Annotated in this window: 20 protein-coding genes; 12 read left to right on the forward strand and 8 right to left on the reverse strand. The window is 59.8% G+C overall.

Going from position 1 to position 23495, the window contains the following annotated elements:
• Positions 1-207: 207 nt before the first annotated feature.
• Both SNE35_RS29725 and SNE35_RS29735 read right to left on the reverse strand, forming a co-directional pair.
• Positions 208-1167: a hypothetical protein gene (locus tag SNE35_RS29725; protein WP_320426683.1), complete on the reverse strand. Its 960-nt coding sequence runs from the start codon at positions 1165-1167 to the stop codon at positions 208-210.
• Between the two features lie 517 nt (positions 1168-1684).
• The gene (locus SNE35_RS29735; RefSeq protein WP_320426684.1) at positions 1685-3955 is read right to left on the reverse strand and encodes an nSTAND3 domain-containing NTPase; all 2271 of its coding nucleotides are present in this window, start codon (positions 3953-3955) and stop codon (positions 1685-1687) included.
• A 214-nt stretch (positions 3956-4169) separates the two neighbouring features.
• Here SNE35_RS29735 and SNE35_RS29740 point away from each other — a divergent pair, with 214 nt between their 5' ends.
• Positions 4170-4814 carry a LysR family transcriptional regulator gene (locus SNE35_RS29740; RefSeq protein ID WP_320426685.1) on the forward strand — a complete coding sequence of 215 codons (645 nt, stop codon included), beginning with the start codon at positions 4170-4172 and terminating at the stop codon, positions 4812-4814.
• Between the two features lie 235 nt (positions 4815-5049).
• Positions 5050-6444 (forward strand): hypothetical protein, encoded by a 1395-nt coding sequence (locus SNE35_RS29745; RefSeq protein ID WP_320426686.1) that lies wholly within the window; start codon positions 5050-5052, stop codon positions 6442-6444.
• A gap of 732 nt (positions 6445-7176) precedes the next feature.
• Here the strand turns inward: SNE35_RS29745 and SNE35_RS29750 are convergent.
• The 4 genes from SNE35_RS29750 to SNE35_RS29765 all read right to left on the reverse strand — a co-directional run bounded on the left by SNE35_RS29750 (position 7177) and on the right by SNE35_RS29765 (position 12207).
• Positions 7177-8514 carry a hypothetical protein gene (locus SNE35_RS29750; RefSeq protein ID WP_320426687.1) on the reverse strand — a complete coding sequence of 446 codons (1338 nt, stop codon included), beginning with the start codon at positions 8512-8514 and terminating at the stop codon, positions 7177-7179.
• A 160-nt stretch (positions 8515-8674) separates the two neighbouring features.
• Entirely contained in the window at positions 8675-10687 is a 2013-nt protein-coding gene (locus SNE35_RS29755) for a hypothetical protein (RefSeq protein WP_320426688.1), read from the reverse strand.
• Positions 10688-10689: 2 nt separating this feature from the next.
• Positions 10690-11697 carry a PDDEXK family nuclease gene (locus SNE35_RS29760; protein WP_320426689.1) on the reverse strand — a complete coding sequence of 336 codons (1008 nt, stop codon included), beginning with the start codon at positions 11695-11697 and terminating at the stop codon, positions 10690-10692.
• 228 nt (positions 11698-11925) lie between these two features.
• Positions 11926-12207: a DNA-binding protein gene (locus tag SNE35_RS29765; RefSeq protein WP_320426690.1), complete on the reverse strand. Its 282-nt coding sequence runs from the start codon at positions 12205-12207 to the stop codon at positions 11926-11928.
• A 257-nt stretch (positions 12208-12464) separates the two neighbouring features.
• Between SNE35_RS29765 and SNE35_RS29770 the strand changes: the two genes are divergently transcribed.
• The 10 genes from SNE35_RS29770 (at position 12465) to SNE35_RS29815 (ending at position 20715) form a co-directional block, all read left to right on the forward strand.
• Positions 12465-14225, forward strand: coding sequence for a TnsD family Tn7-like transposition protein (locus tag SNE35_RS29770; RefSeq protein WP_320426691.1), 1761 nt, complete (start codon positions 12465-12467; stop codon positions 14223-14225).
• A gap of 503 nt (positions 14226-14728) precedes the next feature.
• Positions 14729-15655, forward strand: a complete 927-nt coding sequence (locus tag SNE35_RS29775) for a TniQ family protein (RefSeq protein WP_320426692.1) — start codon at positions 14729-14731, stop codon at positions 15653-15655.
• Between the two features lie 536 nt (positions 15656-16191).
• The gene (locus tag SNE35_RS29780; protein WP_320426693.1) at positions 16192-16920 is read left to right on the forward strand and encodes an MbcA/ParS/Xre antitoxin family protein; all 729 of its coding nucleotides are present in this window, start codon (positions 16192-16194) and stop codon (positions 16918-16920) included.
• Between the two features lie 2 nt (positions 16921-16922).
• On the forward strand, positions 16923-17387 hold the full coding sequence (locus SNE35_RS29785) for a hypothetical protein (RefSeq protein ID WP_320426694.1): 465 nt from the start codon (positions 16923-16925) through the stop codon (positions 17385-17387).
• The gene (locus tag SNE35_RS29790) at positions 17384-18148 is read left to right on the forward strand and encodes a metallophosphoesterase family protein (RefSeq protein WP_320426695.1); all 765 of its coding nucleotides are present in this window, start codon (positions 17384-17386) and stop codon (positions 18146-18148) included. Before SNE35_RS29785 ends, SNE35_RS29790 begins: the two co-directional genes overlap by 4 nt.
• Positions 18145-18621 carry an HAD domain-containing protein gene (locus SNE35_RS29795; protein WP_320426696.1) on the forward strand — a complete coding sequence of 159 codons (477 nt, stop codon included), beginning with the start codon at positions 18145-18147 and terminating at the stop codon, positions 18619-18621. The genes SNE35_RS29790 and SNE35_RS29795 overlap by 4 nt, the downstream gene beginning before the upstream one ends.
• Positions 18618-19082 (forward strand): hypothetical protein, encoded by a 465-nt coding sequence (locus tag SNE35_RS29800; RefSeq protein WP_320426697.1) that lies wholly within the window; start codon positions 18618-18620, stop codon positions 19080-19082. The genes SNE35_RS29795 and SNE35_RS29800 overlap by 4 nt, the downstream gene beginning before the upstream one ends.
• A complete protein-coding gene (locus tag SNE35_RS29805; RefSeq protein WP_320426698.1) occupies positions 19082-19969 on the forward strand; it encodes a metallophosphoesterase in 888 nt (295 codons plus the stop codon). The genes SNE35_RS29800 and SNE35_RS29805 overlap by 1 nt, the downstream gene beginning before the upstream one ends.
• Positions 19966-20250 carry a hypothetical protein gene (locus tag SNE35_RS29810; protein WP_320426699.1) on the forward strand — a complete coding sequence of 95 codons (285 nt, stop codon included), beginning with the start codon at positions 19966-19968 and terminating at the stop codon, positions 20248-20250. Before SNE35_RS29805 ends, SNE35_RS29810 begins: the two co-directional genes overlap by 4 nt.
• 3 nt (positions 20251-20253) lie before the next feature.
• Positions 20254-20715: an HAD domain-containing protein gene (locus SNE35_RS29815; protein WP_320426700.1), complete on the forward strand. Its 462-nt coding sequence runs from the start codon at positions 20254-20256 to the stop codon at positions 20713-20715.
• A gap of 127 nt (positions 20716-20842) precedes the next feature.
• On the opposite strand, the gene SNE35_RS29820 is transcribed toward SNE35_RS29815, so the two are convergent.
• Together SNE35_RS29820 and SNE35_RS29825 are read right to left on the reverse strand one after the other, a co-directional pair.
• A complete protein-coding gene (locus SNE35_RS29820) occupies positions 20843-21802 on the reverse strand; it encodes a hypothetical protein (protein ID WP_320426701.1) in 960 nt (319 codons plus the stop codon).
• Between the two features lie 87 nt (positions 21803-21889).
• The gene (locus SNE35_RS29825; RefSeq protein WP_320426702.1) at positions 21890-22807 is read right to left on the reverse strand and encodes a hypothetical protein; all 918 of its coding nucleotides are present in this window, start codon (positions 22805-22807) and stop codon (positions 21890-21892) included.
• Positions 22808-23495 lie beyond the last annotated feature (688 nt).

Raw genomic sequence — 23495 nt, forward strand, 5'->3', positions numbered from 1 at the left:
TGAGATAGCTCCTCACCCAGTTCGGCTCGATCAGTGGCCGCCTGACGCCTATGGACTGGCATTCACAAGACCCCAGGCCGAGGGCAATTGGCTTTCAGGCGAGTGAACGGGACATCGATCGACACCGCGACGACGGGTTTTGCCGGCGCTTGCAGCGCCAAGAGCATTCCGAAGTAATCCAAGCTGCCAGCATGCAATCGAGCAGATTCAGTCCATGGCCGACCGAATCTCACCGGTATCGTCCCAGTCCAAGCTCTTACCGACCACGGCCGCCAGCGCCCTGACCAATGCGTTGTAGGACCAAAACAAGGAGGCAAGCAGCTGGGCGTCCTCAATCTCGTTTGCTGCGAGCGCATTGAGTACAGCCCGAGCGACGGCATGCCCGGTATCGGAGCTCGATTTGACCTGCTGAGTGAAGACGACCTTGCGCAGCTTCAGAGCGATCCAACCCAGCGCGTCCGTCGTACGGTCGGAGAGCTTGTTGTCCTCCTCGACCAAGGTGTCCCGCAATCTTTGGAGGCTGACCCCGCGTCCCGCAGCCATGGCCAAGAACCGCGCGCCTGCTTTGGAGCCGTGCATGCCAATTTCGGAGCATGAGTTTGGAGACGTCCGATGGACGGAACAGTAGTCGGAATGATGCTGAACAAAATCCACCTTCTTCAGCTCCCGGATCGGCAGATCCTGCTCGAACATGAACTCAAGTGTGTACGCGCCGTTGTAGTAGTGCTTGTCATTGCTCGAGTCGTACCACCAGGGTCCGTCCCCCTTCTCAGGATCGTAGGGAGTCAGGCGAGCCGAGTGATCCTCAGTCGTGACCAGAATCCGCAAGGCCGGAGGTTTGTACTTGGTGATCACTTCGACCCAGTAGTACTTCTTGCCCTTGACCAGGCTCGCGAAGTCAAACGTGAATCGAACGTTGCCGTACCGGTAACCGTAGGCCCAGGAGTTTGGTGAGAGCCAACTGACCAGCACCCGTTCGGTGTTCAGGATCGACTCATCGAAGACAAGACCTTGCTTGATCTTCCTGTCCTCCACGATCCTGAGCGCGGACTCGATATGGCTGACGTGACTCACCTCGTCAAACGGTTGGCAATCGACACTCCACCCTGTATTGGTCGAAGGGGCTCCGACTTTGTACGGCTTCCACGGTTTGCTGGCAGGTGGCATGACAGAAGGCTCCTAGTTCTAGACGGTGTCCGAGAGCATAGACAGAAGCATGGGCGCCTCGCTATCCAAGGTCCGTGACGCTCAGTTCCTAGCCACACCCGAGCCGTTCATAACTAACCCCGAAGGCTCGCCTGCCCCCTCCGGTGTCCAGCCGCCGCCGAGCGCCCTGAACAACGCGACGGCCGCGCGTGCGGCCCTGGCCTTCGCGTCATCGAGTTCTTCCTTGGCCGACAGCAGCTGACGGTCCACCGTGAGCAAATCAGACAGCGTTGTGGCGCCCGCCTTGTAGCTGCGCTCGGACAGATCGCGCGCTCGCGACAGCGCAGCGACCTCGGCGTCGACCTAGGCTCGATGAACCTCTTGCTGGGACAGCGACATCACGGCGTTCTCGACGTCCTCCGCGGGTCAGCTATCTCGCGCGAGCGCCTGAAGGCGGTATCCCAACGCTGATCCTGCTTCGCCGCGGCCGCTTGTCCTGAACGACCGAAGGCCGGTGACGGTGCTTCTGGCTCACCGCTCACTGATCCACGTCATCGAAGACGCTGCGAGCACCATGTGCTGCGTCGACCGCCGTAGCAGCGCCGAGCGTACGGGGCACCATGCGAGGAGTTTCGTAGTCATTCTCATCCATCCATGCCTTCGCCTCGCTGATCTGCTGCTCGATCAAGTCGACGACATTGGCATCATCGCCGAACGTCTCCTTGAGGGTGTCCAAGTTCTCTAGAAGCTGACTCAGGTGATCGTCTGCAGGGCTGTCGTGCTTATACGAGTCCTGCTCTCGCTCGCGAACGTAGCGCAACCTGGGCAAGAGTTGCCTGCGTACGCTCACGACAAGCGAGGCGCGCTCTGCATCCGTGAACAGCCCGCGGATGTCATCATCGCTAAGCCCCCGCATGTCGTCACCGTCAATTGCGTAATTGCTGACGGTGTGTACAAAGGCAAGCCGGTTGGCCTCAGGAAGTAGTTGGAATTCGTGCAGGCGCACGGCCAGGTCGACCTCCGAGGCGGCGCTGAGCGCCAGGCCCGGGCGACTAACTTGTTCAAGGAGATCAGGATTCGCCTGGACATACAGGGCCAGAAATTCCTTGGAGCACCGCCTTGTAAGAAAGGCATGCAGCGTCCACTTGGCGTGCCAGCTGGCCATGTATCTTGACGCTTCGTTGTTGCCATTGGTGAGTTCTGCAAGCCTGGCCAATACCAGCTCGAACAAGGTTCTTGGCACACGGACCGCACCTCGAATTGACACGTCACCACACACGACCTGTTCTATCAGGCTCTCGACGGACGTACCCGTCAGGAAAATCCCCATAAGGTCCGGCTTCCTGGCCAGGCTTGCCGCAAACGCGTCACCGATCGTCGGATGCTTGAAGCGCCATACCGAGTCACCGTCAACCTGCTGATGCACGACAAGGCTGCCGTTCAAGGCCTCCAGTCCATCGATGCAATCTCCAAGGCTACTATCCAGTCGCTGTAGGGCGTCCTCTTCGGCGGCCGTCAACGATATCGGGCTTTGAAGGTGGTCCTTCTTCATGTAGATCAAGGCAAGCGCCGCTAGGCTGTCTTTGTCCAACCCATCCAGAACTTCTTGCAGCAGTTGCTCCCGCCTATCAACAAAATCGCTGAGGTGGTATTCCGTTAGATGCAGGTGCTTGGTAAACGCGGGATCAGCGAGGCGCCTGGCAATCTCGGGGATGAAGCGCGCATGCCCCGAAACGGATGGAAGGTGCGGCTTGATCTGCGACTTGAAGCTAGATGGCTGTGTGCCAAGCTTCAAATGGTTGTACAGAATCTGCTCCCGCTCCCTCGGCGCAAGATCGTGGACATCAATCACCACTTGGCTCTCATTGAAGAGCGGAAAGGCACCGCGCTTCAGGTCGCCGCGTGCGCGACTGTAGATGTAGTCGCGCGACGTCATGACGATCTTGGCCCCACGCAGCAGCATGGTCTTGATCTGTGGGAGGATCCGATTCCAGGCGTACGCCAACGACGGTTCGTACTGCATGATGCCGAATGCATCGTCAACCCAGAAGAACTGAGACGGCTCATGAGGATTCCATCGCTCCTCAACCTTGCCCGGGTCATTGAGCTTGAGCACAGACGAACCCCACTTGTCCGCGGCCGACATTGCAAGCATCGACGCAATGGTCGTCTTACCTGCGGCAGGCTCGCCTATCAAGAGCACAAATCCATGGACGTCCAAGGCGCTGACCGCCTTGGCATAGGACGCCGTAATGACGACCTTTGACAGATCCTCTCGCATCGACTCGAGCACCGCTTGAGCCTGCGCATAGGCTCGCTCGTCCAGAATCTGGCTGAGGTCGCCCAGCCCATACAGCCGTGGCACATGCATGCGCAGATCCCTGTTCGCTTGAATCTGCTGGTTGATCCACGTCGAACCGAAGATCAAAACCTGTTTCACGCCCGCGCGCACCAGTAGCGCCTCGATACGGCTGGACTGCGCTCCAGAGACCCCGGCGTTCGTCATAAGAACGTAGACGTCGCACAGCCCCTGCTTCACAAGCCGCTCGACCTTTTGAATCTCGTCCGTAATATCGGACGGCTTCAGTTTCTGACTTGGGTCTGCCGTGTACTTGCACTGAATAACGAAGCGGCCCGAATAGGTCTCCCCGGGGCCCGGTGACCAAGTGCCAGCGAAGGCGCCATCGCGGCCGGCATCGTTTGAGTCCAGAAATGACTGGACGGTCTGCCCCAGTACCCTTCGGCAGATGGTCTGACAGAGCTGTTGAAAGCTATTCCACCCTAGGCGGTGGAGTTCATAGATAGGCACGCCGCAGACCTCTTGGAGTCGCTGTTGGATCGGGAGCCCTTCTCCCAGCTTCCAGTGTATTTCGCACCAGTACGACCAAGGAGCTTCCGCACAGCGGAGAGCACGGGCGGTTGAAGCTCAGGGAGCACAGGAGGCAGAACCTGAAGGCACAGTCCAGGACAGGCTGAGCCTACCGGCCAATAATCGGGCATCGAGCGGTCAAGAAAGGATTGAGATGAGCAGTGGCTTCCTGGAGCAGGTGCGCTGCTTCGTGGCGGTCGCGCACGCCGGAAGCATGACCGTCGCGGCAGCGCAGCTCAGGCTGGCTCAGCCCACCATCACTCGGCAGTTGGCAGCGCTGGAGGCTCGGCTGGGAGCCCCACTTGTGCGACGCTCAGCCCGGGCGCTCACATTGACAGAACAAGGGGAGAAGTTTCTGCCGCGTGCGGAGCGCTTACTGCAGGCTGGCCAGGAGGCCGTGCTCGAATCGCCGTCGTCGGTATCAGGGTTTCAAGGAGGACTACGAGTTTCCTGCTCGCACGCTTTCGCAAGGCACGTCCTCATTCCTGTCCGGCAACGTCCATGGGTATTCAAGGGCGAGGCTGGAAACGTCAGTGTCCGTGTCGACGGCCGCTTGAGCGTGTCAACGACGGACGCGCTTCGCACCGCCGTTATGGCCGACCTGAGCGTAGCCATTACGCCAGCCTGGTTCTGGGGCGATGAACTCGCCCAGGGCCAAGTGGTACGACTTCTAGACCATTGGCACCTGTCGCGAAAGCCATTGCATGCCGTGACAGCCGAACGGCCGCAGCGAGATTCAAAGGAGAGCGCGTTTGCTGATTTTGTGCAGGCCGCCTTTGCTCCGTTCAATGCCGCATAGGCAAGACGCTGAGACGCAACTACAGGCTGCGCTGGACGCCTGTTCCGAGCATAGGCACGGATTCAGGTCCGCTTGGACGCCGGCTACTGCGTCGTTTGCATAAAACCCATTGCCCAGCGTTGGTGGTCCAGCAGTCTGTGCGGCAGGGGCTCCCATCGTCAGGCCGAATCCACGGCTGCAGCACAATCCGCGGCTGGAGTTGGGCCCGAAAGGCTTCGCGATCGGCAATCACTGCATGGAAACAGGCGATATGAACAATGACGCGACGCGCGCGGCGTTCTGGACGGCTGCAGACGACTGGCTCTGTGACGGCTATTCCATAGACGTTCGCTACTTTGCAGAGTGCGCAATGGTGGGCCGTATATTGCAGGCGAAGATTGCGCTTGCACCGCTCAAGCCAGGGTTCGACCACCGGTTCCAGATCCGCACTCCCAACTTCGCGGTAGGCCAGGCCCAGGGGTACCCCATGAAGAAGGCTGCCCTGATGGAAACGCTCGCGGCAGCACTCGATGGCCGTCTAGAACTGCCAGGCAATAGCTTCAAGCTTCAAGCGATCCAGCCGCTCGACTACTTCTCAGAGATGGCCTTCCGCGACAGGTGGTTCTCGCCGCTTCACATGCAAATTACCGGAGATCGGACGGCTCCACTTCTGACATCAAGCGACCTAGCTGGAATCGACAACGCTTTGCGGCTCGCTACGCCGCCATTCGATGGCCTATCCGATGCAAGTGCATGGCTGGATCTCCCTGCTCCCGGCACCATCACGCCGCCAGCAATCAACATCCATGGTTCCCCGCCCTGCGATCTCATCTTCGAACAGTGCACCGTTCATGACAATCGCATTCATCTGATTCTTCACGCCATAGAGGGATTTGACGTAGATCGCGTGAGGTTGGCGGTGCGCGCCGTTCCTGGGTTGGGCCTTGATGCGAGACAGCAGGTTGCGGCCCGCATTAACTGGTCTGGCGTTGAAGACGGCTTGCGGATGGGGACGGCGACCATTGAGTTGGACAGGGCCGAGAACGTATTCACCATGTTGATGATTGGAAGTTCGGTCATCAGGCGTCAGTGGTTCATAGATTCAACGAAGGCTCGGAACAGTCGATTGCTCGCCGTTCGGCACTTCGATAGGGACTTGAAGATGATCCGGCAGGGCGTGCTGGAAGGCCAAGACTCTTCGAAGTTCGAACTCGGCGTTGCAGCGCTGCTATTCCTTCTGGGATTCTCACCAGCTGTTCAACTGGAGACGAATGCACCAGACATCATCGTGGCTACGCCAGCAGGAAAGCTGGTCATCGTTGAATGCACGACTCGTATTGCCGATTTCAGCGCAAAGCTTGGAAAGCTAGTGGATCGACGCGGCGATCTGACCAGAGCTCTAGCGGCAAGCGAACACCCCAATGTCGTCGCTACGGTGCTCGTCTGCCGACTTCCTCGCGATCAGATTGCTGCAGAGGCAGAAGAACTGCGCAGGCATGGAACCATCTTGTTAACGCTCGAGAACCTGGAGCAGGCCTTCGAACGGGTCAGGATTCCGAATGACCCCGATGCAATGCTTGACAATGCTATTGCCCAGATCTCAGGACCGTCCGGGGATGGGGTGCAATTGCAAGACGGGTCAATGCTTTGACATCAGCATGCCTGCAGCCGAATGTTCGGTTGCGTTGTCGGTGGTCATCAGTTGAGTGGCAATCCGAGCATCGCCCGTCTGTGTAAATCCGTTAGATGAATCGCAATGAGGGGGCTGCATGGCCAAGCGCCTATACGAGGTTTCTCTTGCACGTGGCAGAAGCAATCCAGGACACTCAGTTTTCCTGCAGAACGTACTGAACTTGAACGGCAAGTCCTCGGGGCATGGCGGCATCAATGGCTTGTGCGTTGTCAGTCATCACATGGGCCAAGAAGTCGTTCACGATCTGTGTGCTGAAGGACTAGGGAAGGGCTCCGGGGACCTTGTAGTTACTGAAATCACGAGAAAGACGCTGGCTCCGCCCAACGGGCCCCACCGTCTCCACGCCGAGCTTATTCGCAACTACTTTCTTCCATACGACGACTATCCAAGAATTGAATAGTCCGCTCGAGCGGTGCAGGCCAGTTCGTCAATTCAGCAGGCCGCCGCTCGCGGGTGAGACATCCTCGGGACAATCTCGACTGCCGATGATCACGGACCAGAGAGGCTACTCTCCAATAGCAACAGCTTGCGCTTGGCCGGTTGCTGCTGCCTTGTCGCTCGCCCCTGAAGGACACGGACAAACCGGTGTTCATCCTGCCGCTGCGCCTGCCCGACGAGGCCGATCCAGCATTCGCCCCGGGTCGAATCACCCCGACAGAAAATATGCACCAACCGAAAATTCCGCCCGCGTCAACGCTGCTTTTGTGATTGCAAGAATTCGTGCCCTTGCTTAAGCATGTCCGCAGTTGCGGATGGTCGCCGCCGAGCAGTTGGCTCCTTTGTAGGCAATTCTTCCGAGTGCTGCAAGTCCTTGAGTTTCGCGGTCTCATCAGGTTTGAGCGACGCGAGCAGCGCCTGCTGTTGTGTTCGGCGCTTCTCCTCGGCATTTGCCCGAACGGAGTCCGCTGGGCTGGGCGACCCTGGAGTATCGAAAGGACACCAATAGTTTCTGTCCACCCACGTGCCAGTCACCGCCTGCTTGCGCAAGATGTCTGCATCCCTCCGAAAATTCGCATATTCGACGGATCGGAACGCAGACTGCAGGTCGAGTGAACTGACGACTTCATTCTTGCTTCGCTCGCGGCAGGCTTTAAATGCCAGCGAGAGCAAGCGAATCTTTGCCCGATGGAGTCCGCCTGTGTACTCTTGCATTTGTTCAAGCAGAGCCTCACGCTTACTCAGCAATGCTCCATTTGAAACAATGGTGTACTGTCTATCAAGGTCCACGCTCGACTTTGAGTCAATGACGTCAGGGCGAACAATGATTGGATTCGCGAGCAAGCGATATTGATCCTCGGGCGGTCTCGACAGCAAACGCCTAGCGACGCTGTAGTTGGTCACGTAGAAAAGAGGAAGACCCAGATAGCGCATTCCATGCAAGAGTTTTGTGATCAGCGAGTTTGCATTTTCACTCTGAGTCAAGAATTGCAGCTCGTCCAGAAACGCCAACAGAACCCCCATTCGGTAAGCAGCCCGGCTAACTGAAGCGGAAAAATCTCCACTCTGTTTCAGAGAGTTGAAGTTATGAAGGCACCCTGCCAGCGGGTCTTCGAGGAGCGATCGCAGCGTCGTTCTCGTCGACGCCTTAACATGCCAGAACATCTCGAATGAGACCGATGGATATCCCGATCCCGGCTCGACTACAAGCCGTGTTGCCATCAATCGCCCAAGCGCTCGCCCCAGCGCGGACTTCCCAACGCCTTGAAGCCCAGTGATGCATGTGGCAATAACATCTTCCTCAAGCAATGGCGACTTCTTTGCGTTGATTCCTCGCAGATACGCTCCTCGATCACCATAGTAGCGGAGCAGATGGGATCGCATTGCATCGACGATCTTGCGGAGTGCTGCGATGACACCATCACTCGGTTCAAAAATCTCTCCCAATCCCCGCTCCAGAGCTTCAGCGGCCGGCCCGGGCCTCATGTCCATGAGGCCTGGGATCGGCTCCCCTGGCAGGCGCACAACGTTCTTGATTTCGTCGTCAGTCCAGCCGAGCGCAAGCTCGACTGGCCACGCAGTTGTTGCCATTGAGAAGTCTCCATTCTGATGATGCCGGAGTGACCTTCAACAGATCGCTCATCGTTGTCGGCGAGAATTCAGCGACGGCCACGATCCGATCGGCGGATTCACGCGCGCAACAGTTCTCTCGATACAAGGATTAGTCCGTCAAGCCTGCTTTTCGAGCCGACTATCGCTTTGGCTGTGAAGAATGCTTCAAATGCTGGATTTCGCGCTTGGCAACGCCGGACTTCGCTTTGGCTTGCCCCCTTACACGCCTTGCCGCGTGAGGCTCGATTCCAGAATCCCGCTCAGCCGCCTCCATCTCTGCGGCTCGCGCAGCTGGTCTATTCTTGTCAAGACGTCGACGGTCGCGTCGTTCTGCCAATCCGTGAGCTGCAAGCTCATTCAGCGACATATACAGCTGTTCACCGTCATCTCGTATTTTCAGAAGCGCGTCGACCTCAACGATGCGGTTCTCGATCGTTACCCACGCGTGCCGAACGCACATGTTGAGGGCGAAGCCATCAACTTCGACGACATGCCATCGTTTGCTGTAGTTGGCCGACGTCAACGCTGTCGTCGCCGCCATCGAACCGTACGGCATCTTTCCAAGATAGAACTTGCCGTCTTCCAGCTTAAACTTTACAGGCGTCAGAAACATACGCACCGCGTCATCAAACGATATCGCCTGCGCGTCGTTGCGTCCACGCGCGTCGAGATAGTTCCAGACGCCGAGTGGCGTCGGCAGAACGCCGGCCTTGCGCATTTCCGGGGTCATTCGGCTCTGCGCAGAGGCCGACTTGTTCCTGGCGATCATCTGCCGAATCTCGCGTCGTGCCAGGCCGACCGCATTCAGCCGGCTGATTTCGTGCGTCGGAGCTCCTGCTACGTGCATGTCCCTTGGATGCCCTGACTCGACCACGCCGTGACTCTGCGGCTCGTATGACGGCGGCAATTCAACGATGGCAACGACCTTCTTCAATTGCTCAACAACGTCCGCTGCTGATCCCGAACCTCGATCCGGAGTGAACATCGCCATCAAGCCAATGCACGGCCAGTCTGGCCCGTCAATCTCTATTCCGAAGAGCTCGCAGAACTTCTTCTTTGGTATTGCTGCGCAGAACAGCGCGCACCGGTAAGCCTCGCTTGTCTCACTCCCATGACTGAAGCCGATGCCGAATCCAACCCCTGAAGTAACGCATTGCAGGCGTACCACGTACACCTTCGGCGACGCATGGTTTGCGGTAAAGCCCGTCGGATGCTCTCGCGTCGAGTACGCGTCGCCTTCTGCTTTCTCCATCAAGTTGGCCACAGCCGCAATGTAGCTGCCCTGCGGCGCCAAGATTTCATGCCGATTTCGATGATCGCCATAAACGCGACGATTGAGGTCGTTTTTGCCGAACAGCTTTTCGGCCCAGTAGCGGAACTGGTTCTGCGACGGGAACGGTGCGCCTTCAGGATGCACGAACGAGGTCGATCCATCATCGCCCTGAGCAGTCCTGCATCCGAACACCTTGGTCACTGCAAGCCGATAAACGTCGATCATCGGGCGTCCAACGACCGCAAACTTGTCTACCGCGAACTCAATCTTCTCCCGCATGGAGGCGTCGACACGGAATCCGTGCAGTCCGCCGTCAATCGACAATCTGCCCAGTTTCGCCGCTGGGCAGTTGTCCCGATCCGAGTGTCCGATTCGATGGAATGCTGGAAGAAGCGCCCAGACGTTTCGCCCGAAGGCCAGATAGACAAGCAGCCAGCGTGTAAACCGAGTCTCGTTCTGCCGAGGAATGGAGACTCGGGCGCAGCGGTTGATTTCCCGTCTGACATCGTCAGAGGCGAAGACCTCGTCGAGTCGTTCCACTAGCGGCTGCAGATGGAACAATCGCAACTCCACCATGTCTCTTAGGCTTTGCTTGCCTTTCGGCCGAGCTTGGTCAAACGATGCGAAGTCCTCACCGCCAAGATCAATGAGCCAAGGAGGCAGGTTGAGAGTGTCTTCACAACGAACAAGACGATCGCTTAGAAGCGCAGTTTCAAAATCCTCAACTTGCATCGCATGAAGCGCTGCCGATTGCGAGGGCAGGAAACTGGCCAGGAAGACCCGACCGCTCTTGAGGCTGACATGAATGCGGTGGTATCGAACGCCACGCTTCAGTTCGCCTAGTCCGTCGGGCGCGAAGAATTGACTTGTCGCGGTCATGACTACCTCTCGAACCAGTCAGCGTATACCGCCAGAACATCGCGGCGCTCGGCCAGCATGGGTCGATCCACGACGATGTCTCGAAAGAGATCGAGTCGAAGCTCACGACTCATAATTGCGCGATAGAACACCCTCCTGCAGGCATCCATCGATGCGCTGGTGTCCCTGGAGAAGCGCCTGAAGACCTCGATAGGTGTTGTTTCGCTGAGCAGCGCGGCGCGCAGCTCTGACATGAGGCCGAATTGCAGCTCATCGGTCATGTCCGGTGGCCGACGTTGCCATGCCACGGCCGCGCGGAGATTGTTGGTCACGGTCCGATCGATCTCACTGCCAGCGACTCGCACGGTTCGGATGTTCGCTTCGTGGAAATAGGCCAACACAACCTTATCCCGCGCCTGCGCCCTTGAGATCGCCTGTCGCCGTCGAGACGGCGCATAACCCGGGCCCGGCATGCCATGGTCCCCGGGCTTGGCTTTGGTGTCCCAGTGGAGGCAGTACATGCCCTGCTCGTCCTCCAGGTAGAGGAGCAGATCACCATGCCAGTAGCCGGGAACGCAGTAGGAGTCGGCCGTGTCGAACGCTGTCGTCGCCAAGTCGTCAGTCCGCAGAACCGGGACGTCTTGCCAGGCTTTGGGATGAAAACGAAGCAGCCCCATGCGGTCCGCGATATCGATCGTGCCGCTCACGGGCGGCAAGGCAGGGCCGGTATACCGGGGATGACCCTCAAGAGGATTGAGGTCCGGCATCGGGGAGAGTTCCTTCTGCTCAATCAGCTCGAACAGCCCGGGATGATGCAGGGCCAGCAGACCGGCGACCTGTTCTGGCGTCGACAGCAGTTCTAGGAAGCGCCCCACCTTGGGCGAATACAGTTCGCTGGCCCGCGATATTGAAGGCGCCTCGCCCCGGCTTGCTCTCAAGGGTGCCAGATAGTCGGGTCCCCAGCCAGAGGCTGCCGCTCGGGCGCGCGTGGTTGCGATCCGACGCATGGCCGGATTCTTCGATTTGGGCATGATTGCTCCATCGCGCACGGATATTGGCAGGGCCTGAATGGGCGCCAAACGCCGAAATCCGTAGCAACAAAACCGGCACGCGGAAAGTTAGCCGGAAATAGGGGGCCCCGGGCCTTGACAGCCCAGTTTGGCAGGTGCACGATGGAGTCAGGGTTAGTTCCGCATATTCTTGACCCCAGCAGGGCCCCGTCTCGCCAAAGACCGGGCCCTGCGCCTTTTCCGCCCCGATTAGTCGACATGGCTAGTTTGCGCCCTCCTCTCCAATTCTTCGGTTGAATTGCGATTGCCGGAAATTCCAATCCCAGCCGGAAGCGGTCCCGGGGGCGCCTTCAGGCGGAGTGCCACGGCTATTTGGTGCGCTACGCCTCGCCGCCCTGACGTCCTGCCATTGAGAAAAGCGTAGACCTGCGCACGGTCGAACCCGTGCTCGTTCGCCCAGTCGGTGACCGACAAGCCCGCGGCTTCAAACCACGCCTTGACGCGCTCTCTTTCACTCGCAGTGGGTGCCATTTCGGACAAAGGTCTCCAACGGGGTGTGCGTATGAGCGAGTTTCGACAACTTTCGATAGGTAGCGAACCGTACTCTCACCTATTCTCAACAAGAGCCACAGGTGATAATATATTTTCCGTTTTCTCGACTTACCATCGCGTATTGAATATATTGTACGCAGCGCACTCGCTTCAATATTCAATGGAAAGCTGAAATACAATTTCTTCGATTCGACAGGGAAACGCGTCGGCGCACGGGAGGACGGAGCGACACGGGTATGACGAATCTCCAAGAGGACGGCGGCTTGGGATTTGCCGACTTCGCCTTCATTCACTGGCTGCCCGATGAAACGCTGTTCAGCCTGGCAAGCCGCTACCACCGCCTCTCCCTGCAGGTACGGCCCGAGACGACCTGTCTGACGCTCTTCGGACGTCGTCGCGGTGGACTCGCCCATGACTTACCGGACAGCGTTGACGCCTTCGCTGATCGCACGCGGGCGGTTTTGGGATGCAGCGCTCAGGAAGTGATCCGCGACCGCACGCTCCTGCCCTTCTACCTTCCATTCCAAGCGGCGTTCAAGGCCAACGCCGCAGTCGACGCCATGCGTGGCCCCTACATCGGCTCGCTCAAATTCCAACTCGGCATGCTGACCAGCCGGTTCCGCGCCAACCACCCACTCAAGGCCTGCCTTCGCTGCATGGAAGAGGACCTGGTCGAGTTTCATGCTCCGTACTGGCATCGGCAGCACCAGCTCCCTGGCACATGGGTCTGTACCAAGCACCGCGTGCACCTCAGGGAATCGACGCTGAAGTCGACCGGCGTTCGCCGCTTCCATTGGACGCTACCTGATGAAAGCGACCTGACCACCGCAATCGGGACTGCGTCTGAAGGGCCCTGCGGCAGCAGTCAGTTGGAAACTTTGCTGTATCTCTTTGCGTCTGCGGCGAGCGGGCTCGCGGCACTCCCCATTGGGTTTCACTTTGATTCCATACGACTGGCCAGCCTCAACCGGCAGCAACTGCAGGCTCGCGGCTTCCTGCGGCACGGCAACCAGCTGAGCCCCAGCGCTGGCCAGAGCCTCACAAGATTTCTTGCGCCCCTGAACGCTGTCCGCGAATTGGCCCCCCTGGCGGTGCAGGGCTCATCTGCTCAATCTCAACTGAGTCGTCTCAGCAATCCCAGCCGAGTGATGACCCATCCGCTGCGTCATCTTGCCTATGCCCTTTGGCTCTTCGAGAGTTGGGATCGGTTTGTCGAGTCGTATCGGAAGTGGCAGTGCGCCGAGCTGCCAGCCGCTGAGCCCGCGGGCGACACCAATGACGGGGATTCCCGCCACTCCAACCTTGTGGCGCTCGTGAGAGACAAGGGGCATTCCGTCTCGCGAGCGTGCAGGATCGTAGGAATCGACACGACGACCGGCATGGCATGGCTGTCTCAGGCTGGTATCGCGGTAGGGCGCCGGCCGAAGAAGCTACGACCGGACGTTCGCGCCGCTCTGGTGGAGGCGCTTAGGCGCGGCTGCGACAAGGCGACCGCAGCAACGAGATTCAATGTGTCGATTGTCACGATAACGACAACACTGCGAACCACTGTGGGACTGCATGACGAATGGTCTCGCGCACGCATCGAAACGCGTAGGGCGGCTGAGCGCCAGGGCTGGCTGGCCCTGCTGGTCGGCAACCAAACCGTTGGACTGAAGCTACTACGACGGTTAGCACCTGCCACGTACGCATGGCTGTACCGGAATGACCGAACTTGGCTGGTTGAGCAGTCAGCTTCCGTGACCGGCGCCAAGCGCGGGAACCACTCCTCCGTGAACTGGGACGCGCGTGATCAAAGTCTGGCCACCATCGTCGCAACGCTGAGCATTGAACTGGCGACAGAGTCCCCTCTGAAGCGCATCACCCTGTGGCGCCTATATCAGCGCTTTCCAGAGCTGAAGCCGAAGCTGGGTCATCTCGACCGTCTTCCCTTGACGCGAGCGGCGATCGACCGGGCCCTCAAGTACCTGCCGGACAGTTCGGCACCCGTTGCATAGCGATCAGCGATCGGAACCTAGTCAAGCGCCGCACGCGAGTATTGCCGTTGGCGACGCCTGCGATCTTCAGTAGCTACTCACCATCTCGTAGTCAGAAACCGAGAGAGATCACTCTTGATTTATTTTATGCATTTATGTATTTTTCTGCCATGTCGAGTCATCGTGCATCAGCCGGAATACTCCAGACTAGAAAAGCAATTGAGCGCCTTGGCCTCACGCAAATGCAGATATCTTCAGCCACAGGCGTGAGTCAGTCGCAGATCAGTCGGATCCTCGCGGGTACATTCTCGAGGCACACCAAGTCGACTGAACGAATATGTGATTATGTTCATACTCGATCAGGACTGAGTTCAATCGAGCAGGTCAAACGATGCGCGACGCTGATCGATGCCTTGGCATCGGTCTGGGACGGAACTCAAGACCATGCTGAGGCGCTCGCCGGCGTCATTCGAAGCCTCGGCGCGCTGCCAACCGTAGTGCGACGCTGAAGGAAGGAGGCCATCGTGTATATACCGAAGATGCTCCCCGAGGAGCTCCTGTTTGGATATCGCGGTCGCATCCGCTTTCTCAATGACCTCGCTGATGGGGCGGCGGTCACTCATGCGCTTAACAACCTGCACGCCGGACGAATGAGCTGCACGCAGCGGAGCGAACTGGCGTTTACCGAACTGATCGCTGAGCACAACAAATGCTCGATCCACGATGTGGTCATCCACCACACGATGTGGCCGTATGCTGCCGCGATAGATCGGCCAGCAGGCGAGGCCGCCGTCGAGGCATTCGCACAAACTCAGGCTGGGCGAACCTCGCTGATGCGTGGTGTCAGGCGTCATGCCTGGCTTTGCAAGTCCTGCATCGAAGAAGACTTGGCCTTCTGGCATGTTTCGTACTGGCGTCGATCGCACCAGCTCCCTGGCGCGCTATGGTGCGACAAGCACCAGGTTCCACTCTGGCGCTGCAGTCTGGCCGCCCTGGAGGAAGGGCCTCCGGATCACCACCTTGACCGCGCGCAGAGTTTCGATACGGGAGCTTCAGCCCGCGCAAGGCAGAACAGGCACGTTCAACGCTGCATGGATGTCTTCGCCGGAATGTTGGAGGCTGGTCCGGTCGTCGACAGAGCTTTGTCCAGCGCCGCTCTCATTGGGCGCGCTGTTGCTCTATCTCTATGCCGGGGAATCGACGATGCACCTGTAGCGATGACATTCCTGGTCCGAGATCGACTCCCCGAAGAATGGCTCCAGGAGGCCTTCCCGAAAAGCATCAAATGGGAGAAGCCCGTCATAGGTTCGTTCGAAGCGATCTGTAACAATTCGATGCCGCTGTCCGTGCTCGCAGTGGCGGTAGTCGCGTCTCTGCTATCTGACTCTTTCAGCGACGCAATGCATCTGCTGGATTCCCGGGCCAGGATCGTATTGCCCGCCGCAGCTTAGGTCCGATTCCCAGCCACATTTCTACTATGAAGGCCAACTCCCCGCGTAGAGCGAAACGCGCGCCCCAGACCATCTGACCGCGCTCCCCGGCCCAGGGCTCGTGTATCGAAGAAAACAGCCATGCAGGCCGTGCCCGATCTCGCCACCGCATCACGGAAAACTCAGTCCTGCGCGGTCGTCGCCTCCAACGAGTGGCAATGCAGCGCGAGGTGTGACGGTTTCGCCGCCGCCGCCGCCGCCGGGGCAATATTGCTCGACGTGATGACTTACGGGAGCGCTGCTCGCGTAAACGCCCTCCCGTAAGTCATCACGTGTTGCTGCCGCGCAATGTCGATCGTGTAGTGAATATCTCGTACACCATCGCCGATCGATTTGCCTTGGCGGCCGATTCCGGTCCCGCCAACAATGGTTGCAAACCTGCGTCGATGGGCGAGAACGGTCGAGGCTCCAATCGACGCTCGCTTGTTCGATCGAGATAGTCCGGTCTGGGAGACCGATGCCGGTTGAGATCCCACTCCTCGCCAGCGATTCAACCGATGACCACCGACGTTCTGCTCGATTGCGAAATGACCTCCCTGCTCCAGCCGCAGCTGCTGAGCATCGGCTTGGTCACGCTCGACGGCCGCGAGTGCTATGCCGAACTCGACCTTGCCTCTGATTTCGGGAAGGCTCGACTTGCCGAGACCGCCTGGGATGTCCGCGACGGCGTCATCAAGGACAAGTGGGGCCTGTTCCCGGAGGCGATCTGTGCATCGGAAGCCGCCATGGGGATGCGGGTCGGCGAGTGGCTGCTCAACGTCGCGGCCTCCGACGACAGTGGCCGGATCGAGCTGATGTTCGACTATCCCACCGACTACGAGCTCCTTGTCGGCGCGCTCGAGGAATGTGGCCTCTGGCCGCGAGTGCAAGCGGTCACCGGCATTCGCAACATCGCCAACGAGACCGGCCTCGGTGTGACGGTCTGGACCCGGGAGGCGGCCTTCCGAGCCCTGCGACAGCGGTCAATGCCGCTCGGCCGGCATCACGCGCTCGCCGATGCTCTTGCCCTGCGCTCTGCATGGAAAGCATGGACGCTCTATGCCGATCGTCACTGGCAATTCGTGCGGATGCAGTCGATTGTCGGCGTCGAGAGAAACGACTGGGTCTTCGAATGGATCGCACTGCCGGCGCCTGCGCTCGGTGGTCGGATCCCTCTCGACGTCCTTGACCAGCAAGACGGCCTTGAGCTGGTTCTCGACGCACTCCACCGTGTCGAAGGTGGCTGAGCATGAGAGCTTTGCTTTGCGTGGGCCTCGAACGCGTCACCCGCTCGTTCGACCTGATGCGCGCCCTCTACGAAGGCCGACTCCCCGTTCATGAACTTCTCGATGACGGCCTCCTCTGCCATGCGCAAACCCTCGAGGACCTCTTGGCTCGCCAGAGTGAGAAGGTCGACATCCTCCTTCACAGCAGCTGGCGAATCGCGTGCCATCAGAAGATGATCCGAAAACTGCTCGGTCCACTGGGTCACCGCATGCGGTGCGTTGGCGCGATCCAGTCACCGGACCGCGCGACGGCGATGCACAGCGCGTGCCGCCGCTGGCAAATTCCTCTCGGGCGCTTGGTCGTCCTCGACGAGGAGGCTTTGCATGTTCGATCGAACCCGTCGTATTCGATCGAGGATCCGCCAGAGGCCGGCGTTGTCGCCGTGTTGGACAAGCTTGATATGGAGCTGTGGGGGATCCTCCGATGAATACCCCCGTGCTGTTCGCCGGAGACCCACATGGAGACTTCGAACCCGTGATTCGGGCCGCCGAAATCACCCAAGCATCGGCGGTCATCCTGCTCGGCGATCTGGAGCCGCGGCGGCCGCTTCACCAGGAATTGACACCCCTGCTCGTGAAGGGCATTCCGGTCTGGTTCATTCATGGCAATCACGATTCCGACTCGGACGACATTTGGCGGCGTGTTTGGGATGACGAGCTTGCCGATCGCAACATCGATGGGCGCGTGATCGAGCTGCCCGATGGCCGACGGCTGGCCGGCCTCGGCGGCGTCTTCCGGGGATCCGTCTGGTTTCCGAAATCATCGGAGCTTGCCGGCGATCGGCCCAAGTTCCCGACCCGGCAGGAGCATGCACGCGCAACACCGCGCCAAGACCGATGGCGAGGCGGAACGCACCGTCGCCACTGGGGAACCATCTACCCCGAGGCGATCGACCGCCTAGCGACTCAATCCGCAGACATCCTCGTGCTCCACGAGGCGCCTTCATACCACCCTTGCGGCTTTGTCGTGCTTGACGAGCTGGCACGGGGGATGAAGGCTAAGGTCGTGGTGCACGGCCATCATCACGATGCTCTGGATTCGTCTTCGGTGTGGGTGCAGCAAGGTTTTCGGTCATACGGCGTTGGACTGCGCGGCGTATCCGGCTTGTGGCCGGATGGCCGCTGGGAGGTCATCGTCCCGGGTGAACTCGATGGCGATGCGAGCCATGTGTCGAGGACCGCGCGATGACCGGCTTCTGCTATCTCGCTCTGGACTTCGATGGCGTGCTTCACCCTGGCAATCCCATCGACGCCAGCCAGCGCTATTCCCGCATGCCGTTGTTGGCCGGGTGGCTCCGCCGTTGGCCGCAGGTCATGCTCGTGATCTCCAGCGACTGGCGCGAACGCTCGACGCTGGAAGAACTGCGGTCGCTCTTTCCCGCGGATCTTGGGCATCGAGTTCTGGGGACCACCCCCTCACTGCCGGCGGGGCCGGCACGGCGTGAACGGGAGATCCGGTCGTGGCTGGCTGGCCGCGGCCTGGAGCACGCGAACTGGGCTGCTATCGATGACGACGCCTCGGCCTTCACGCCGGACCTGTCCTGCCTTGTACTGTGCGAGACCGGGGCTGATCTGACATCGCAGTCTCTGCGCGCGATCGAGGAACGACTTCACTTGCGTCAACCGGCCGCCATCGCAGGCCGCTCTGAGGACCCCTCATGACCTCCCTCTCCGCCGTTGACCCGAACCTGCGCCGCCTCATCGAAGCGCATCCGCACCTCTTTAAGAACAGGGTGCCGGAGGCATCCAGCTACCTGACGGCAGGCTGGTACAAGGTCGTGGACGAGCTCTGCTCGCGGCTGGAGACCGTGTTGGGCGCAGACGCGCCTGCCTTCACGGTGCTTCAGATCAAGGAGAAATTCGGCCACTTGCACTTTGCCTGGCGCCTTGGACAGGCTCAGGACTACGAGGCCCTGCGCGATCGGATCAATGAGATCGTCTGGACCGCCGAGCTCGCGGCGCAGTTGGTCTGCGAGACCTGCGGCGCTCCCGGGAAGATCCGATCGCTTGGCGGACTTCGCACCACATGGTGCGATGTGCACCTGGTCGACGCTGAGGCCCGGCGGGAACAGGCACAAGCCGAACGCGCAGCGAGAGCCGCGAGGGCCGCGGGGACCGAGTGATGCGACTGCTGATCCTGTCCGATTTGCACCTGGAGTTCCGTACTGAGCCAGAGTCCGGCGAGCGGTACGACTACCAGGTGCCGGCCGACCTGGACTTCGACGTCGCGATTCTTGCAGGCGACATCCAGGCGCCCGGCGCCCTCGGCGTGCAGTGGGCGGCCGACCCGATGGCTTTCAGTGGTCGGCCCGTCATCTATGTGCCTGGCAACCACGAGTTCTATGGCCATGTCCTCGAACTCCAGTTGAACGCGATGTCGCGTGAGGGTAAGGACGGCCCCGTGCGCGTCCTGCACCGCAGCGTCGCGGTGATCGGTGGCGTTCGCTTCTTCGGCGTGACCCTGTGGACGGACTTCAGCCTGCCGGTCGAAGCCGACGGACAGTGGGACACCGACATCAACAGCAGCCTGGCGGCAGCCAACCGCGACCTGAACGACTACGCGCGCATCCGCGTGATGGAGACGATCGATACCGAGAGCCGCCGCCGGGACCTGAAGCGTCCGTTGAAGGCCGAGGACACCTTGGTGAGGCACTGGAAGGATCGCGACTGGCTTCGACGAGAACTCAAGCAGCCGTTTGAGGGACCCACGGTCGTCGTCACCCACCATGCGCCGTCGTCGGCCTCGCTGCCCCCAAGCCGAGCCGGCGACAGGTTACCGCCCGCCTACGTGACCCACTTGCCGGACGAGTTCTTCGACGTGCCTGCGCTCTGGATTCACGGTCATACCCATGTGCCGGCGGACTACAAGCGCGGCGCCTGCCGCATCGTGAGCAACCCAAGGGGGCACTTTCTTGAGGACGGCACTCCAGAGAACCCGCAATTCGATCCCGGGTTCGTCATCGAAGTGCCGCCCCACGTCGGGTTGCGAGCTGGCGAGGCAGAAGGATGAACATCCCGGACCACGGTCACGACGGCGTCCCGCATGGGGAGGCCGCGCACCGGCAGCCGGGCCCCTCGCGTCCCAGACTGGCTGATCCGAATTTCGAGCCGACAGACCAGCAACTTCAAGAGGTCGCCGAACGCGCATGGAATGCTGCCGCTCAGGCTCACGCTGCCGGCCTCGGAGCGCTTGAGCACGTACTCGCCGAGGAGGTGGTGGCGGCGCGACGACGTGTCGCCGCACAGCTGGCTGGCCAGGCACAGAACGCCGATGAGGCGCCGAAGGTCTGAAGGATGGTGCTGTTCCTCGATTTCGACGGCGTTCTTCATCCATACCCGTGCCCGGTCGAGCAGTACTTCTGCCGGCGGCAGCTTCTGGAGGGGTGGTTGCGCGAACGACCGGACTTGGACGTGGTGATCTCAAGCAACTGGCGGGAACGCCGTTCTCTGGATGAGCTGCGTGGCTACTTCTCTGCGGACCTGCAATCTCGCGTCATCGGAGTGACGCCGGTGTTGAAGCGGCAGGCTTGGGCGCAGTTCGATGGAGAGCTTCCGCCGATGCGCTTTGAGCGCGAGACCGAAGTGAAGCAGTGGCTCCATGGGAGCGGCGAACCTTGGCGACGGTGGGCCGCCTTAGACGACCAGGCTTGGATGTTCGGACCGTTCTGCAAGCAGTTAGTGCTCTGCGATGGCGCGGTCGGCCTGACGCCGCATGAACTTGGTCGCATCGACACGGCATTGGCCTTGCGGCACTAGGGCAACCTAAACGAGCAGCCGACGAGCTTGTCGAACTAGGCGCAGCCCGGGCGGCCGGCCGCGGTAAGCCCGACGGTTTGCCTCCGCGGCCTTTTGAAAAGGCGACGATGGTCACCCAAGAGTCCTGTCACCATCTACGAGTGCCCAAAACCTGTTCGACATAGATTTGCTTGAGCCGATTGGCGCAAGAGAGGATGTCTAAGAATGCTCGGTTTTGGAATGCCTCGCCCTTGTCGTCGAACTGCATTACCTCGACCGTCCGGGCCGGAACCCCGATCACACGGCTCGCACCGATCCCATACTGAAGGACAACACCGCAAAGCCGGTGCACTTGGTCTGCAAATTCCCTGGATGCAGGGAGCGTCTTCGTCAGCGCGCGTACGTCAGAATCGAACAGTTCGAATTCAGCGCCGGCCAACGCCTGTCTAGCGCTATCAAAGGCGAAGTCCAGACGCCGCCACCTTGAAAACGCCTCATCCAGGATGAAACCCTCACGAAGTTCGTTTTCGCTGAAGCAATCCAAGTCCCGCGAATCAATCCATTGCGGAATCACGTGTTGCATCTGCTCGACCGCCTTGGTGAAATCACCGGAATCGAAGGAGGGCGTCGTCATGAGACGGACCAACTTCGTCGCCTCGGGAAAGAACTCGGCGAGTCTGGCCTGCGGAATAAAACTCGGATCGACGACGTCATCCCAATACTTGACCCAGACGCGCATGGGTCGGTCAGGAGACCGAAGGTACGTTCGCTCGCACGCAATCAGTCCGTCGGCAATGGTCCTATCTCGCGGCGATGTCGTTAGCACGACATAGTGGTCGATTTCCCCTGGGTAGCCGTGCGTCTTCTCTAGTTCGTCAACGACCTCGGTCCAGGTTAGCACCGTCGATCGCCCCTTGAATTTGCACTGCGCGACTACGCTGTGAACTTCGGGATCGCTGGTGAAAAGGTCAACGCCATGCTGGCGCTGGCCCTTGCGACCGTAGTATTCAAAGGTCGCAGACCTGGCAGCCGCCTTTGTCACTAAGACGCTCATCCAGTATCGACAGATCTCCTCCCAATCGCCTTCCTTTGGCTGAAGTGCGGACATTGATTTCTCCCTTGCAAATAGAAGCCGTAGCGGGCGCCACGCCATGATCGCGCAGGCTGTTCAGCGCTCTGATCCGTAATATATGGCTCATAGCGTCTGCGGCAGGACTTGATATCCGAGAGTGAACAGCGCCGCCTCGACCCTTCGTAGTCCATCCGGTGGTGCACACCACTCGGCGCTCACTCCACGCAAGGCCTTGCACAAAATCCAGTTGGCCTGAATGTTCCACTTGGCCCACACTCGATCGCTGGTGTTCAGTGCGGGAAAGGCGAACGGTCCGGCACTGGGGTTACGAGGCAGGGGCTGCGTCTTCCCAGCGGAAACCTGAGCACCCCACCGGAACTCCAACTCGACTGGCACGCTGGCAAGACGTTCACGTTCGCAGTACATGCGGACGATCAGGCCCAGTGCAGCGCCCACGCGCCCGTCATAGATGATCGATCCGGCGCAGCCCAGCGCGAAGAACTTCGTGAAGCCGGCGTTCATCCGCGCCCCATCGGCGCGGCCGAACACCGAAAGGTCAGCGACTTCCTCTGCTTCAATCGACGCACGTGCACGGTCGAGGCGATCGAAAAGGGTGTCGACGTTCTCTTCGGCCCAGCGCGCGTTCTCGCGATAGAGGCGCAAACCCTTTCCGCCGGCGCCCCATTCGAGGACCGCGCGGATAGCATCGAGAAGTACCTCAGCACTCGGCCTCAAAGTGTCGCCGCGTGGCCATGCCTCTAGCACGCGAGTCTGCACTTTCGAGAGCTTCCGCGCGTTCGTAGCGAAGTCAGCGCGGTCCCACCAGTAGCAGTCGAATGCTTGAGGCAGTGACGTGATACTGAGGATAGCTTTGCCTGCGCCGTTCATGCGCAGGTGCGGGTAGTCTTGCGGAAGCTTGCGATCCCGGACGGCAAAGGCGTGTACGTGCGGAAAGGGCATTCCGTCGAGCAGGTCGCGCAGGAATCGGATCGTCCCCGCGACGTGCTCGCTATTGATGTATGTTGATTTGATCAGTTGCATCTGTCCGCAATAGATCTAGCGTCGTCCTCAAACTCGCAGCTAACTCGTCGATGCATGCTTTCAGAACCTAGCCATCGGGCCAACCATAACGTCCCCCGTGGCAGGTGCCTGCGCGCGACGACATGCGCTCAAGCAGTGTCATGAAGAAGGCTATCCGATGAGGTCGAGTCCAAAGTGGGCAACGGGGCAATAGTTGGCAACTACGTGAGAAATGTCCAGATCTTTCGACGACGCCAGTTGTTGACGACGGCGATAGACGATGACAGTGTCACGTACTGACAAGCACTGCCTCCAGAAGACTAGCGGTCCGGAGGCCACACCGCCACGACGTTGCGTCCGAGCTCGCCTCCGGTACCCTCGTGATGGCCTGCTGCACAAAGCAGTCCGACGATCTTCTTATCGACGTATCCAGTTCCCTGCAGGTCGAGCCGGGCGTCCCCCACCAGTACAGCTACGGGGACAATGGCCTGTCTCGTATGCCCGCGACGCTCGACCCTGAGGACATGGAACATCGTCGTAGTCCGCACCGAAGAATGCCGGTGTGGACAATTCATCGCTTCGACTCCGTAACCTGCTGTGGATAGTCAGGGAATCCGCCGCTCAGGCCGATCTCAGGCCGATGAGCGGCCTACTGAACCTTGAGGGCACAGGTTCGACGGTCACCATGATGCCAATGCAATTCGCGGCA

The sequence above is a fragment of the Roseateles agri genome, assembly GCF_034043675.1.
Classification (GTDB): domain Bacteria; phylum Pseudomonadota; class Gammaproteobacteria; order Burkholderiales; family Burkholderiaceae_C; genus KK5.